The organism is Streptomyces sp. NPDC001373, assembly GCF_042895815.1.
Lineage (GTDB): Bacteria > Actinomycetota > Actinomycetes > Streptomycetales > Streptomycetaceae > Streptomyces.
The window spans coordinates 775195-788517 of the sequence record NZ_JBIAWQ010000001.1 but is presented as its reverse complement, the minus strand read 5'-3'; the positions used below and the strand labels follow the sequence as shown (position 1 = coordinate 788517).

At 72.2% G+C, this 13323-nt stretch carries 13 protein-coding genes and 3 pseudogenes; 7 read left to right on the top strand and 9 right to left on the bottom strand.

Going from position 1 to position 13323, the window contains the following annotated elements:
* Positions 1–3: 3 nt before the first annotated feature.
* From ACFY15_RS03850 to ACFY15_RS03840, 3 genes and pseudogenes are all read left to right on the top strand, one after another.
* A complete protein-coding gene (locus ACFY15_RS03850; RefSeq protein WP_390685069.1) occupies positions 4–2064 on the top strand; it encodes a thioredoxin domain-containing protein in 2061 nt (686 codons plus the stop codon).
* A gap of 83 nt (positions 2065–2147) precedes the next feature.
* Positions 2148–2624 (top strand): annotated as a pseudogene (locus tag ACFY15_RS03845) (glycosyltransferase); the annotation flags it as partial.
* Positions 2625–2630: 6 nt separating this feature from the next.
* Positions 2631–3830, top strand: coding sequence for a glycosyltransferase (locus ACFY15_RS03840; RefSeq protein WP_390685070.1), 1200 nt, complete (start codon positions 2631–2633; stop codon positions 3828–3830).
* Between the two features lie 311 nt (positions 3831–4141).
* On the opposite strand, the gene ACFY15_RS03835 is transcribed toward ACFY15_RS03840, so the two are convergent.
* Positions 4142–4828, bottom strand: a complete 687-nt coding sequence (locus tag ACFY15_RS03835) for a hemolysin III family protein (protein ID WP_390685071.1) — start codon at positions 4826–4828, stop codon at positions 4142–4144.
* Between the two features lie 220 nt (positions 4829–5048).
* On the opposite strand from ACFY15_RS03835, the gene ACFY15_RS03830 reads away from it, so the two are divergent.
* Positions 5049–6884: a phosphoenolpyruvate carboxykinase (GTP) gene (locus tag ACFY15_RS03830; RefSeq protein WP_390685072.1), complete on the top strand. Its 1836-nt coding sequence runs from the start codon at positions 5049–5051 to the stop codon at positions 6882–6884.
* 161 nt (positions 6885–7045) lie between these two features.
* Here the strand turns inward: ACFY15_RS03830 and ACFY15_RS03825 are convergent, their stop codons facing one another.
* On the bottom strand, positions 7046–7663 hold the full coding sequence (locus tag ACFY15_RS03825) for a hypothetical protein (RefSeq protein WP_390685073.1): 618 nt from the start codon (positions 7661–7663) through the stop codon (positions 7046–7048).
* Positions 7650–7989, bottom strand: a pseudogene (locus ACFY15_RS03820) (hypothetical protein); the annotation flags it as partial. The gene ACFY15_RS03825 and the pseudogene ACFY15_RS03820, both read right to left, overlap by 14 nt.
* A gap of 111 nt (positions 7990–8100) precedes the next feature.
* Here ACFY15_RS03820 and ACFY15_RS03815 point away from each other — a divergent pair.
* A complete protein-coding gene (locus ACFY15_RS03815) occupies positions 8101–8502 on the top strand; it encodes a hypothetical protein (protein ID WP_390685074.1) in 402 nt (133 codons plus the stop codon).
* Between the two features lie 48 nt (positions 8503–8550).
* Here the strand turns inward: ACFY15_RS03815 and ACFY15_RS03810 are convergent, their stop codons facing one another.
* Together ACFY15_RS03810 and ACFY15_RS03805 are read right to left on the bottom strand one after the other, a co-directional pair.
* A complete protein-coding gene (locus ACFY15_RS03810) occupies positions 8551–8937 on the bottom strand; it encodes a DoxX family protein (RefSeq protein ID WP_390685076.1) in 387 nt (128 codons plus the stop codon).
* Between the two features lie 29 nt (positions 8938–8966).
* Positions 8967–9443, bottom strand: a complete 477-nt coding sequence (locus ACFY15_RS03805; protein ID WP_390685077.1) for a carboxymuconolactone decarboxylase family protein — start codon at positions 9441–9443, stop codon at positions 8967–8969.
* Between the two features lie 151 nt (positions 9444–9594).
* Here ACFY15_RS03805 and ACFY15_RS03800 point away from each other — a divergent pair.
* A pseudogene (locus ACFY15_RS03800) lies at positions 9595–9797 on the top strand (DNA alkylation repair protein); the annotation flags it as partial.
* A 49-nt stretch (positions 9798–9846) separates the two neighbouring features.
* On the opposite strand, the gene ACFY15_RS03795 reads toward ACFY15_RS03800, so the two are convergent.
* Both ACFY15_RS03795 and ACFY15_RS03790 read right to left on the bottom strand, forming a co-directional pair.
* Positions 9847–10248 carry a hypothetical protein gene (locus ACFY15_RS03795; protein ID WP_390685078.1) on the bottom strand — a complete coding sequence of 134 codons (402 nt, stop codon included), beginning with the start codon at positions 10246–10248 and terminating at the stop codon, positions 9847–9849.
* Positions 10249–10349: 101 nt separating this feature from the next.
* Positions 10350–11561 carry a pyridoxal phosphate-dependent aminotransferase gene (locus tag ACFY15_RS03790; protein ID WP_390685079.1) on the bottom strand — a complete coding sequence of 404 codons (1212 nt, stop codon included), beginning with the start codon at positions 11559–11561 and terminating at the stop codon, positions 10350–10352.
* A 318-nt stretch (positions 11562–11879) separates the two neighbouring features.
* Here ACFY15_RS03790 and ACFY15_RS03785 point away from each other — a divergent pair, with 318 nt between their 5' ends.
* Entirely contained in the window at positions 11880–12437 is a 558-nt protein-coding gene (locus ACFY15_RS03785; protein WP_390685080.1) for a GNAT family N-acetyltransferase, read from the top strand.
* A gap of 23 nt (positions 12438–12460) precedes the next feature.
* Here the strand turns inward: ACFY15_RS03785 and ACFY15_RS03780 are convergent, their stop codons facing one another.
* Both ACFY15_RS03780 and ACFY15_RS03775 read right to left on the bottom strand, forming a co-directional pair.
* The gene (locus tag ACFY15_RS03780) at positions 12461–12913 is read right to left on the bottom strand and encodes a nitroreductase family deazaflavin-dependent oxidoreductase (RefSeq protein ID WP_390685081.1); all 453 of its coding nucleotides are present in this window, start codon (positions 12911–12913) and stop codon (positions 12461–12463) included.
* Between the two features lie 84 nt (positions 12914–12997).
* Positions 12998–13276 carry a peptidylprolyl isomerase gene (locus tag ACFY15_RS03775; RefSeq protein WP_390685082.1) on the bottom strand — a complete coding sequence of 93 codons (279 nt, stop codon included), beginning with the start codon at positions 13274–13276 and terminating at the stop codon, positions 12998–13000.
* Positions 13277–13323 lie beyond the last annotated feature (47 nt).

Here is a 13323-nt window from a genome sequence, read left to right as displayed (position 1 = left end):
CGTATGAACCGGTTGGCTGGTATGACCTCGCCTTATCTGCTTCAGCACGCCGACAATCCGGTCGACTGGTGGCCGTGGGGACCCGAAGCGTTTGAGGAAGCGAAACGGCGCGATGTGCCCGTTCTGCTGTCAGTCGGTTACTCTGCGTGTCATTGGTGTCACGTCATGGCGCACGAGTCCTTCGAGGACGCCGACACCGCCGCGTACATGAACGAGCACTTCGTGTCCGTCAAGGTGGACCGCGAGGAGCGGCCCGACGTGGACGCCGTCTACATGGAGGCCGTGCAAGCCGCCACCGGACAGGGGGGCTGGCCGATGTCCGTGTTCATGACGCCGGACGGGGAGCCCTTCTACTTCGGCACGTACTTCCCGCCCGAGGCTCGCCATGGCATGGCGTCCTTCCGCCAGGTGCTCGAAGGGGTGCACAACGCCTGGACGAGCCGACGGGACGAGGTGGGAGAAGTCGCGGGGAAGATCACTCGGGACCTTGCCCAGCGGGAGCTGAGCACCGGGGATGCCGGGACGCCCACCGAGGAGACCCAGGCCCTGGCCCTCCTCCAGCTGACCCGGGACATCGACCCCGCGAGCGGCTGGTTCAAGGGAGACACCAAGTTCCCGCCGTCGATGGTGATCGAGTTCCTGTTGCGTCACCACGCGCGGGCCGGCTCCGTGGCCGCGCTGGAGATGGCGGAAGGGCTGTGCGGCGCGATGGCTCGTTCGAGCCTGTACGACCAGGTGGGAGGGGGGTTCCACCGGTACGTACTCACGCCGCGGCCGGGTGGGCCTTTGGTGCCCCACTTCGAGAAGATGCTCTATGACAACGCGCTGCTCTGCCGGGTGTACGCGCACCTGTGGCGGGCCACGGGGTCGGACCTCGCGCGGCGGGTGGCGCTGGAGACCGCCGACTTCATGGTGCGCGAACTGCGGACGCGGGAGGGCGGGTTCGCCTCCGCGCTCGACGCCGACAGCGAGGAGGCGGGGAGCGGGCGCCATGTCGAGGGGGCGTACTACGCCTGGACGCCGGGGGAGCTGGCGGAGGTGCTCGGCGAGGCGGACGGGGAGCTGGCCGCCGCGTACTTCGGGGTCACCGAGGAGGGGACCTTCGAGCACGGGAAGTCGGTGCTGCAACTCCCGCAGGACGGGCCCGTGGTGGAGGCCGGCCGGCTGGCCTCGATCAGGGAGCGGCTGCTCGCCGCGCGCGGGCTGCGGCCCGCGCCCGGGCGGGACGACAAGGTCGTCGCCGCCTGGAACGGGCTGGCCATCGCGGCGCTCGCCGAGTGCGGGGCCTTCTTCGAGCGGCCGGACCTGGTCGAGCGGGCCGTCGAGGCCGCCGACCTGCTGGTGCGGGTGCACATGGACGGGACGGCCCGGCTGGCCCGGACCAGCAAGGACGGGCGGGTCGGGGCGAACGCGGGGGTGCTGGAGGACTACGGCGACGTCGCCGAGGGGTTCCTGACCCTGGCCTCCGTCACCGGGGAGGGGGTCTGGCTGGAGTTCGCCGGGTTCCTGGTCGATCTCGTGCTGGCCGGCTTCACCGCGGAGGACGGCTCGCTGTACGACACCGCGCACGACGCCGAGCGGCTGATCCGCCGCCCCCAGGACCCCACCGACACCGCCGCCCCGTCCGGCTGGACGGCCGCCGCCGGCGCGCTGCTCTCGTACGCCGCGCACACCGGCTCGCAGCCGCACCGCGAGGCGGCCGAGCGGGCGCTCGCCGTGGTGCAGGCCCTCGGGCCGCGGGCCCCGCGGTTCATCGGGCACGGGCTGGCGGTGGCGGAGGCCCTCGTCGACGGGCCCCGCGAGGTGGCCGTGGCCGGGCACCCGGAGGACCCGGCGACGGCGGCCCTGCACCGCACCGCGCTGCTGGGGACGGCTCCCGGGGCGGTCGTGGCGGTCGGGCTGCCGCGCGCGGCGGACGGGAGCGGAGGGGAGTTCCCCCTCCTGGCCGAGCGCACGATGGTGCGCGACCTTCCGACGGCGTACGTCTGCCGGCACTTCGTCTGCGCGCGGCCTACGACCGAACTGGTCGAGCTGGCTGCTCAGTTGGGTGTGGTTCATCCCTGAAACGGGTGGAGTAGCGTCAATTCCACCTGGCGTATGTCGACTCGGAGATGTGGTTTTCACCCAGACGGCGCCGGCCGCCGTGAGCCGCGGTCGCGATGCGGCCCTCCGGCTGCCTCCCGGCGATGTACGTGATCCAGGCCCTGCCCCCTCCTCGCCCTGGTCCTCGCCGCCGCGGCGGCCAGCGTCACCCACGCCGTCCTGGGCCGGCGCCGCGGCCCCGGCGCCAACGCCCCCTGCCGTGAGGCCGCGGCCTGGCTGGGCCGCGAGGTGCCCGACTCCGCGCACACCCGGGTCCTCGTCGACGACACGCTCCGGCTCGATGCCGTCACCACGGATGTGCACTCGGACCGGGCGCCGTCCGGTTCTGCAAGGCGGACCTCGACCCGGCCGTCACCAGGACCCTGCCGCGCCGGCCGGCGGGACATCGACTACGTGGTGTCCTCGCCCACCGTGCGTCGCGACGCGGTGGACTTGCCCACCGTGAAGGCTGCTCTGGAGCATTCGGTACGGGCGTGGACCGTATCGAGATCCGCCGCACCGACCGCGAGAGTGGGAGCTGAACCAGCATGAGCGAGGACCTGTGGCCCCCGCACGCCCTGGATGATCCGGAAGTCGACACTCCGCCGGCGTCCTCCGGGTCCGGCAGCATCACCCTGGTCATCCCGACCTTCAACGAGTCCGCCAACGTCGCCGAGCTGCTCCGGCAGCTCCGCTCCGCCCTGCCCGCCGGCCCGCCCTGCGAGGTCCTCTTCGTCGACGACTCCACCGACGACACCCCGGCCGTGATCGGGAAGGCCGCGGCCGACTGCCCCTTCCCGGTGGCCGTCCTGCACCGCGACAGCCCCTCGGGCGGCCTGGGCGGGGCCGTGGCCGAGGGCATCGCGCGGGCCGGCTCCGGCTGGATCGTCGTCATGGACGCCGACCTCCAACACCCGCCGCACCTGGTCCCCGAGCTGGTCGGCGCGGGCGACCGCATCGGAGCCGACCTCATCGTCGCCTCCCGCTACCTGCCCGGCGGCAGCCGCGCCGGACTCGCCGGCGGCTACCGCGTCGCCGTCTCGCGCGGCGCGACCTGGCTGGCCAAGGGGCTCTTCCCGCGCGCCCTGCGCGGCATCAGCGACCCCATGAGCGGCTTCTTCGCCGTGCGCCGCCAGGCCGTCACCGCCGAGGCGCTGAAACCCCTCGGCTACAGGATCCTGCTGGAGCTGGCCGTCCGCTGCCGGCCGAAGAAGACCGCCGAGGTCCCCTTCGTCTTCCAGGACCGGTTCGCGGGCGAGTCCAAGTCCACGGCCCGCGAAGGGCTGCGCTTCCTGACCCACCTGGCCGCCCTCCGCTCGGCGAGCCCGCTCGCCCGGATGATCGGCTTCGGTCTGATCGGGCTCTCCGGCTTCGTTCCCAATCTCCTCGCGCTGTGGCTGCTCACCCACGCCGGGATGCAGTACCTGGCCGCCGAGGTGCTGGCCAACCAGGCCGGGGTGCTGTGGAACTTCCTCCTCATCGAGACCCTCCTCTTCCGTGACCGCCGCCGCCACCGCCACTGGGCCGACCGCGTCGGGCGCTTCGCCCTCCTCGCCAACGCCGACCTGCTGCTGCGCATCCCGCTGATCGCACTGTTCGTCGCCCGGCTCGGCCTCGACGTCCTGCCCGCGACGGCCCTGGCGCTGGTCACCACCTTCGTCCTGCGCTTCGCCGCCACCGAAGCCCTCGTCTACCTGCCGCGCGGGCCACGCGCGGCGCCCCGCGCCCGTCCCACGACCAGGAGTTGAGCCGCACCGAAAGGACCACCGCATGCGAAGAACGGTCCGACGGAGGGCGGGCCGCAGGGCCGCGCCGGCCGCCGTCGGGGCGATGACCGCCGGCCTGCTGCTCGCCGCCCCGCAGCAGGCCACGGCCGGAGCGCCCCACCTGCTCACCAATGACCACCGCGGCCCGCTGCGACTGGCTGGCCGCACACCGCTTCCCGAAGCGGATGAAGGTCAACGGCAGCGACCCGCAGCGCCTGGACGCCGACTTGCTACACCTGCTGACCACCGCCCGCCCGCGCGCGGGCCGGGGCGCGGCTGGGCGGCCGGTGTGCTCAGTGCGAGTAGGCGGCCAGCGAGATGCCGACGTAGTGCGCGACGAAAGCCGCCAGCGTCAGGGAGTGGAAGACCTCGTGGAAGCCGAAGACGCGGGGCGAGGGGTTGGGGCGCTTGATCCCGTAGATGACCCCGCCCGCGCTGTAGAGGAGGCCGCCGACGATCACCAGGACCAGGACCGCGACGCCGCCGGTGCGCAGGAAGTCGGGCAGGAAGAAGACGGCGGCCCAGCCCATCGCTATGTAGCAGGGGGTGTAGAGCCAGCGGGGGGCGCCGACCCAGAAGACGCGGAAGGCGATGCCGGCCGCCGCGGCGAGCCACACCGCCCACAGCAGGGTCCGCCCGGTGGAGTCCGGCAGCAGCAGGACGGTGAGCGGGGTGTAGGTGCCGGCGATGATCAGGAAGATGTTGGCGTGGTCGAGCCGGCGCAGGACGGCCTCGCCGCGCGGGCCCCAGGTCCCGCGGTGGTAGACGGCGCTGACACCGAAGAGCAGGCAGGCGGTGAGGATGTACACCCCGCACGCGACCCGCGCCCGCGTCGAGTCGGTGAAGGCCAACAGCACCAGGCCGGCGACGACCACGGCCGGGAACATTCCGGTGTGCAGCCAGCCGCGCATCAGCGGCTTGGCCTCCGGAGCCGCGCGTTCGGCCGGGGCGGCCGGTACGGCGGCGGCGTCAGAAGTCATGGTCGTCATGCTACCTACGGGAGCGTAGGTTTCCGTTAGTCCTCTTTACGGAAGATTGACTGACGTGGCGATGCTCACGTGAGAGGCCCCCTGGACATATGCGCACATCCACCGGATGATCAGATGAGTGCGGTCGACACCGGATGAGCGGAGCGCGAAGCGTCCGGGTCGCGGCCCCCACGGGGCATACACCAAACAAACCCCTCAACAAGGAGCAATCGTGGCGCGCGACAACGCGGCTCCCACCCCTTCCCTCCCGACGACGCACCAGGAGCTGATCTCCTGGGTCGACGAGATCGCGGCTCTCACCCAGCCGGACCGCGTCGTCTGGTGCGACGGCTCCGAAGCCGAGTACGAGCGCCTGTGCGAGGAGCTCGTCGCCAAGGGCACGTTCAAGAAGCTCGACGAGACCAAGCGCCCGAACTCGTACTACGCCGCCTCCGACCCCTCCGACGTCGCGCGCGTCGAGGACCGGACCTTCATCTGCTCCGAGAAGGAGGAGGACGCGGGCCCGACCAACCACTGGAAGGCCCCTTCCGAGATGAAGGAGCTCTTCGCGGGCCAGGAAGGCATCTTCCGCGGCTCGATGAAGGGCCGCACGATGTACGTCGTGCCCTTCTGCATGGGCCCCCTCGGCTCCGAGCTCTCCGCGATCGGCGTCGAGATCACCGACTCCGCCTACGTCGCGGTCGCCATGCGCACCATGACCCGCATGGGCAAGGCCGTCCTCGACGAGCTCGGCACCGACGGCTTCTTCGTCAAGGCCGTCCACACCCTCGGCGCCCCGCTCGCCGAGGGCGAGGCCGACGTCGCGTGGCCGTGCAACACCACCAAGTACATCTCGCACTTCCCCGAGACCCGCGAGATCTGGTCCTTCGGCTCCGGCTACGGCGGCAACGCCCTGCTCGGCAAGAAGTGCTACGCGCTGCGCATCGCCTCCGTCATGGCGCGCGACGAGGGCTGGCTCGCCGAGCACATGCTGATCCTCAAGCTCACCCCGCCCGCGGGCGAGGGCGAGACCAAGTACGTGGCGGCCGCCTTCCCCTCCGCCTGCGGCAAGACCAACCTCGCCATGCTGGAGCCGACCATCCCCGGCTGGACGGTCGAGACCATCGGCGACGACATCGCCTGGATGCGCTTCGGCGAGGACGGCCGCCTCTACGCGATCAACCCCGAGGCCGGCTTCTTCGGCGTCGCCCCGGGCACCGGCGAGCACACCAACGCCAACGCCATGAAGACGATGTACGCCAACACCGTCTTCACCAACGTCGCGCTCACCCCCGACGGCGGCGACGTCTGGTGGGAGGGCATGACCGAGGAGCCCCCGGCCGAGCTGATCGACTGGCGCGGCAACCCGTGGACCCCGGAGTCCGGGACCCCGGCCGCCCACCCCAACGCCCGCTTCGCCGTTCCGGCGTCGCAGTGCCCGACGATCGCCCCCGAGTGGGAGGACCCCAAGGGCGTCCCGATCTCCGCGATCCTCTTCGGCGGCCGCCGCGCCTCCGCCGTCCCGCTGGTCACCGAGTCCTTCGACTGGAACCACGGCGTCTTCATCGGCTCGAACATCGCCTCCGAGAAGACCGCCGCCGCCGAGGGCAAGGTCGGCGAGCTGCGCCGCGACCCGTTCGCCATGCTGCCGTTCTGCGGCTACAACATGGGCGACTACATGGCCCACTGGGTCAAGGTCGCGGCCGACAAGGACCAGACCAAGCTCCCGAAGATCTACTACGTGAACTGGTTCCGCAAGAACGACGCGGGCAAGTTCGTGTGGCCGGGCTTCGGCGAGAACAGCCGCGTCCTGAAGTGGATCGTCGGCCGCCTCGACGGCAACGCCGAGGGCGTCGAGACCCCGATCGGCGTCCTGCCGACCAAGGCCGCCCTGGACCTCGACGGCCTCGACATCTCCGACGAGGACCTCGACTTCCTCCTCACCGTCGACAAGGACGTGTGGCGCGAGGAGGCCGCCCTGGTCCCCGGGCACCTCAACACCTACGGCGACCACACGCCGAAGGAGCTGTGGGAGCAGTACCACGCGCTGGTCGAGCGCCTGGGCTGAGCCCGGACCGCCTGCCCGGTGCCGCAGGCCACATGAACGTGGGAGTCCCCGACCAAGGTTCTCCCACCGCTGTGGGAATCCCCGACCAAGGCTTTCCCATCGCAGCACACGCCTGACCGGCCGACGGAAGCCACTGTCCCGGCCGCCGTCGGTCCCGCCCCTCAGGAGCGCCCGCGCTCCTCGAGGTAGGCCGTGTGCGTCTGCTGACGGCGGGCCTCCCTGTCCTGGAGGCCCGCCGTCAGGCGTTCCGCCTCGTCGAACAGCACCGGCAGCTGCCGCTCCAGGTGCCGCTCCGGCGACTCCCCGCCCGGCGCCAGCCGGGTCCACCAGCGGGTCCGGTTGTACGTGTCCACGCATTCCGGCACGTCCAGCCGGATCGCCCGCGACAGCGCGTGCACCGCGTCCGGGTCGGCCGCGAGGGCCTCCGTGACCCAGCCCGGCTCCAGCAGCGCCGCGTACAGGTCCAGCACCTCGCCCAGCTTCCCCCCGGCGGCCGCCGGGAGCTCGACCTCCGCCACGTACTCCCGCAGCCGGCCCAGGTCCTCCCGTACGGCCCCCAACTGCTCCGCGGTGCACGGGAACAGTGGCACGGGGGCCCGCTCGGGCGGGGCGATCAGCGCCCCCGTCCCGTACAGGCCCGCGATCACCACCGGCCAGTACGCCCCCGCCGCCCCGGCCAGGGTCAGGGCCAGGCCGGCCAGACCGCAGGCGCTGCCGGCCAGGTTCTTCTTCGACTCCAGGTAGGCCAGCGCCCGCGCCAGGGGCCTATTGGTAGCCACGGATCTCCTCGAAGGCCCCGTCCAGCGACCCGCCCCCCAGCTACCGCTGGGAGGACCCCCGGGTTGGTGGCGTCGAAGAGCCGGCCACCCGTCAGCCCGGTGATGTGGCCCAGCTCCTCGCGGTCCGAGTCCCCGAACAGGACGGCGAAGACCGGAGTGTGCTTCTGCCCCTCGGGCAGTCCGGCGTAGAAGGATTCGAAGTCCTGCACCCTGTCCCCGCTCTCCCCGTCCGTCATCAGGACGATCGACGTGAACGCGTCGGCGTTCCCCTGCCCCAGGTGCTGTTAGGCGGCCTTCAGGCTGCCGTACACCGCCGTGCCCCCCTCGGGCGCAGGGACTTCACGTCCCCCGGCCGGTGTCCAGGCGGTCCCGCTTCGAAATGCTGTGTGAGCGGGTGGTTGCTGGCGGGGCGGCGGGTGTGCCGGGAGGATCGTGGCATGGCACTGAAATGGCAGGGGTGGGTGGTGGGCCTGGTGGTCCTGGCCGGTCTCCTGGTGTTCGCCCCGCTGGGCCTGTACGTGTGGGCCAGCAGCCCGCCCCGCCCGTCGGCCGCGTCCGCTCCGCCTGCGCAGGTCCGGGTCACCGACTGCCGCATCGACCCGGCGAGCCGGCGCGTCCTGGCGGTGGTGGAGGCCCGGGGCGGGCAGGGCTCGTACGTGGTCACGGTCGAGTTCCGCGACCGCCGGCCGTCCCTCCCGGACGCCCGCACGTCCCGCGCCCTGGTCCGCCTCCCGGGCCTCACCCCGGACACCCCACCGGCCCGCACGGAAGCCATCGGCCCGGTCTGGCCCCCGTCGACCCCGCCGTGGTGCGGGGTGGCGGGGGTGGCGGTCGGGTGAGGGCCCGCCGGGTCACCACTCGGCACGTCCGCGCTGTCGGCCGCCCCGTCACCCGATGAAGGACTCGGGGCCGAAGCGGCCCCACGCCACGAACGCGGCCAGGAGGACGTAGACCAGGTCCACCACCACGAGCTTGGTCTCGTGACGGCGGAAGCGGATGAGCGCCGCGCCGAGCATGAGCAGCACCAGACCGAGGGCGGCCAGCGGCACCAGTACCGGGGCGACGCCGAGTACGGCGGGCAGGACCAGGCCCGCCGCGGCCAGGACCTCAAGGGCTCCGATGGCCTTCACACCGCCGTCGCTGAAGTCCTCGACCCATCTCCCGCTGGAGCCGGCGGCGGCTATCTTCTCCTTCGGCGTGATCACCTTGAAGGCTCCGCCGAGCAGATAGGCGGCGGCGAGCAGTCCGGTCACGATCCACAGGGCGAGGTTCATCGGTTGTCCTTCGGAGTCGGGGGAGGCCGTCAGTGCTGGTGCTGTCCGGGCTCGTAGCCCCCGGCGGGCGTCCGGACGATGACGTTGCCGCGGTTGAAGGCGTTGATGAGGGCGATCTGGGTGACCAGGGCGGCCAGTTGGTCCTCGTCGTAGTGCTTGGCGGCATTGCCCCAGACCTCGTCGCTGACGCCGCCGGCGGCGTCGGCGATACGGGTGGCCTCTTCGGTCAGCTCCAGGGCGGCGCGTTCGGCCTCGGTGAACACCATGGCCTCCCGCCAGGCCACCACGAGGTTGAGGCGTACGGAGGTCTCGCCGGCGGCGGCGGCGTCCTTGGTGTGCATGTCGATGCACCCGGCGCAGCCGTTGATCTGGCTGGCACGGAGCATCACCAGCTCGCGCGTCGCGGCCGGCAGGGCCGACTCCCCGAGCGCCTTGTTCGCCGCGATGACGTGCTTCCAGGCCTTGACGGCGACCGGGTTGGCGAAGAGGTCCAGGCGAGCGCTCATGGTGGGGTTCCTTCGTCGTTGTGTGTCGTTGTGCCCTCAAGACACCGCACTCCGGCGACCTGTGACACGGCCCGGATGTGACCTGCGTCTCCCGCGCGGCGGCTGCTTCCCGCTCTCACGCGACCGGCCGTCGTACGTGGGGGCCGAGGTGATGGCCGGGCGGGCCGGGCTGGAGGACGCGAAGACGCGGGCGGCGAACGAGCGGCACGGCGGTGACCACGGCGTGAACCTCGGCAAACTGCGCGCGATCGCGAAGCGCCTGAAAACCCGGCAGGAGCTGGCGCAGCAGCTGTGGGGAACGGAGGACTCGGCAGCGAGACTGCTCTCTTCCTCATCTGCCGCCCGAAGGCCTTCGGACTCGTGGCGCCCGGTCCGGAGCCTCCGCGGCGCCGGACCGGGGCCGTCAGTGGGCGCCGGCCGGGTTGGCGGCGGCGGCGTGGGCGTCCATGCGCTGGGCGGCGAGGATGGCCACGGCGGTGTCGGCGCGGGAGGCGGCGACGAGGAGGGCGCGGGCGGCGAGGTCGTGAGCGCGTCGGTGCAGGGCCGCGGTGCCGGCGTCGTCGGACAGGGGAGGGGAGGAGGCCCGTACCGGCTGGGACCCGCGCAGGCGGGCCACCTGCTCCGCGATGCGGGCGGCACCGCCGTCCTCCATGCCGAGTTCGTCGGTGACGGCCAGCAGGGCCGCGAGGTGCCCGGCGAGCTGGATGTCGAGGGCTTCGCCCCGGCTGCTGCGCGGGTACTGGGGTTCGCCGCGGTTGCCGTCCACGACGTGGACGGCCGACTTGGAGCGGATCGGCTCGTACATGAGGAGGCCTCCTGCGGGGTCAGGAGACCATCCTACCTTGGATCCGTTCTAAAGTTGAGCTGTATCCGGAGTCTGGGACGGCTCCCCCCGCGCCCCGTCCGTCAGTGCTGGCCGTAGCCGTCCAGGAAGCGGCCGATGCGGGTCACCGCGTCCGCGAGGTCCGTGGCGTTGGGCAGCGTCACGATGCGGAAGTGGTCCGGTTCGGGCCAGTTGAAGCCCGTGCCGTGCACGACCATGATCTTCTCGGCCCGCAGCAGGTCCAGGACCATCTGCCGGTCGTCCTTGATCTTGTAGACCGCCGGGTCCAGCTTCGGGAACAGGTACAGCGCACCCTTCGGCTTCACGCACGTCACGCCCGGGATCTGCGTGAGCAGGTCGTACGCCGTGTCGCGCTGCTCCAGCAGCCGCCCGCCGGGGAGTACCAGGTCCACGATCGACTGCCGGCCGCCGAGCGCGGTGGCCACCGCGTGCTGGGAGGGCATGTTCGCGCACAGGCGCATGTTCGCGAGGATCGTCAGGCCCTCGATGTACGAGGAGGCGTGCTTCTTGGGGCCGCAGACCGCCATCCAGCCGGCCCGGTAGCCGGCGACGCGGTAGTTCTTGGAGAGGCCGTTGAAGGTGAGGACCATCAGGTCCGGGGCGATGGTGGCGGTGTTCGTGTGCGTGGCGCCGTCGTAGAGGATCCGGTCGTAGATCTCGTCCGAGCAGACGATCAGGTTGTGGCGGCGCGCGATGTCCGTCAGGCCCCGCAGCATCTCGTCGTCGTAGACGGCGCCGGTCGGGTTGTTCGGGTTGATGATCACGAGCGCCTTGGTGCGGTCGGTGATCTTGCGCTCGATGTCCGCCAGGTCGGGCATCCAGTCGGACTGCTCGTCGCACCGGTAGTGCACGGCCGTGCCGCCCGCCAGGCTGACGGACGCCGTCCACAGCGGGTAGTCGGGGGCGGGCACCAGCACCTCGTCGCCGTCGTCGAGCAGCGCCTGCATCGACATCTGGATCAGCTCGGAGACGCCGTTGCCGAGGTAGATGTCCTCGACGTCCAGGTCGATGCCCTTGGTCTGGTAGTGCTGCATGACCGCGCGCCTGGCCGACAGCAGGCCCTTCGCGTCCCCGTAGCCGTGGGCGTTGCCCAGGTTGCGCAGCATGTCCTCGAGGATCTCCGGCGGGCAGTCGAAGCCGAAGGCCGCGGGGTTGCCGGTGTTCAGCTTGAGGATGCGATGACCTGCCGCTTCGAGCCGCATCGCCTCTTCGAGGACGGGTCCGCGGATCTCGTAGCAGACATTGGCGAGTTTCGTTGACTGGATCACCTGCATGACGGGAGCTTACGGGCCTCTCTGTTCGTCCGCTGGGGCATTCCGGCCGGACACCAGGGAGTGAAATGTCCCGTTTCAACTGATGGACGGGTGGCCTCCCCGTCCACCCTTCGAAACGGCGGCCTCCCGGCCTCTCCGGCCTGCGGATCGGATGGGCGATCGGTGGCGGCGCTCACTCCAGTGTTGCGCTCGTCACCCCCGACGGGCCACCGCCGCGCCCCCCCCGTGACCCGAACGGGTCCGGCCCGGCTCCCGGGCCCCCGCCGCCTCGCCCTGCGCCGGAGCCGTCGGCCGCCGGGCCGTGGCAGCATCGGCGCCATGCGCTACCGATACGCCACCGAGGCCGACGCGCCCGCCCTGGCCCTGCTGTTCGCCGCCAACCACCACGACGCCCTGACCGAGGAGCAGCGCGCCGCGCAGGGCTTCGTCCAGGGCTCCTTCGACGCCGCCACCCTGCGGGACATGGCAGCGGCCGGGGAGCTGCTGGTGGCCGACGACGGGCAGGGCCGGATCGCCGGGCTGCTCGCGCTGTCGGTCGCCGCCGACATGGCCGACCCGCCGGCGGCGGTGACCGGGCTGCTGCGGGCCCAGGCCGGCCTGGTCTGGCGGGGCCGCCCGCTGGGCGAGATGCCGTGGCTGCTGTACGGACCGGTGGTGGTCGACGCCGGCTTCCGGGGGCACGGCGTGGCCCGGGGCCTGTTCGCGCGGGCCGTCGAGGCGTCGGCGGGACGCGCCGAGGCCCTGGTGGCCTTCATCGAGGCGGGCAACGCCCCCTCCTGGCGGGTGCACGTCGACGCCTTCGGTATGACCCCGCTCGGCGAGTACACCGTCTCCGGCCGCACCTACCACGCGGTGGCCACCCCCGCCGGGGCGTAGCGGGCCCCCGGGCAGCCCTCGATTCAGCCCTCGATGATCACCAGCGGGAGCTCCCGGGGCCGTGCCGCCGCCTGGTGGTCGTCGAAGAGCGGCCACAGTGCCGTCATCGCCTCCCAGTACGTCTCCCGCTCCTGCGGGTCCGCCGTCCGCGCCCAGGCCGGGAAGGCCGCCGTGCCCACCTGGACGCGTACCTCCGGATGCGCGGCGAGGTTGCCGTACCAGGAGGGATGGTGCGGGCCGCCCCTGCCGGCGGCCACCACCAGCAGCCGGCCCGCGTCCCGCCCGTAGATCAGGGGGGTGCGCACCGCCCGGCCGGAGGCCCGGTCGAGGGTGGTCAGCAGCAGGGTGGGGACCCCGTGCCACAGGTGTCCGTCGGTGCCCCCGCTCGACACGTACGTGCGCACGTGTTCGAGGCGCGGCCCCGGGCGCGGGTCCGTGGGGTGCTCCCAGTCGACGGCGACGGCGACGCTGTTCATCTGACCTCCGTAGGGCGTCCCCCCTACGGCTAACGAGTCTTCACCGATTCTGGATGCGGCGCGCCCGCGGCGCATCTCCGCCGCTCAGCCCAGCAGGGCCGCGCGTTCGATCACCACCGGCACCAGCGGCACGTGCCCGTGCCCGCCCGCCCGGCCCGTGCGGACCGCGGCGATGGAGTCCACGACGTCCCGCCCCTCGCTGACCACGCCGAAGACCGCGTAGCCGTAGCCGGCCGCGGTGGGGGCGGTGTGGTCCAGTGTCGGGTTGTCGGCGGTGTTGACGAAGAACTGGGAGGTCGCCGAGTGCGGGGCGCTGGTCCGGGCCATCGCCACCGCGAACCGGACGTTCTTCAGAGGGGTCACGGACGGGCCACGGCCCGGGGTGCGACCCCGGGCCGTGGCCCACAGCA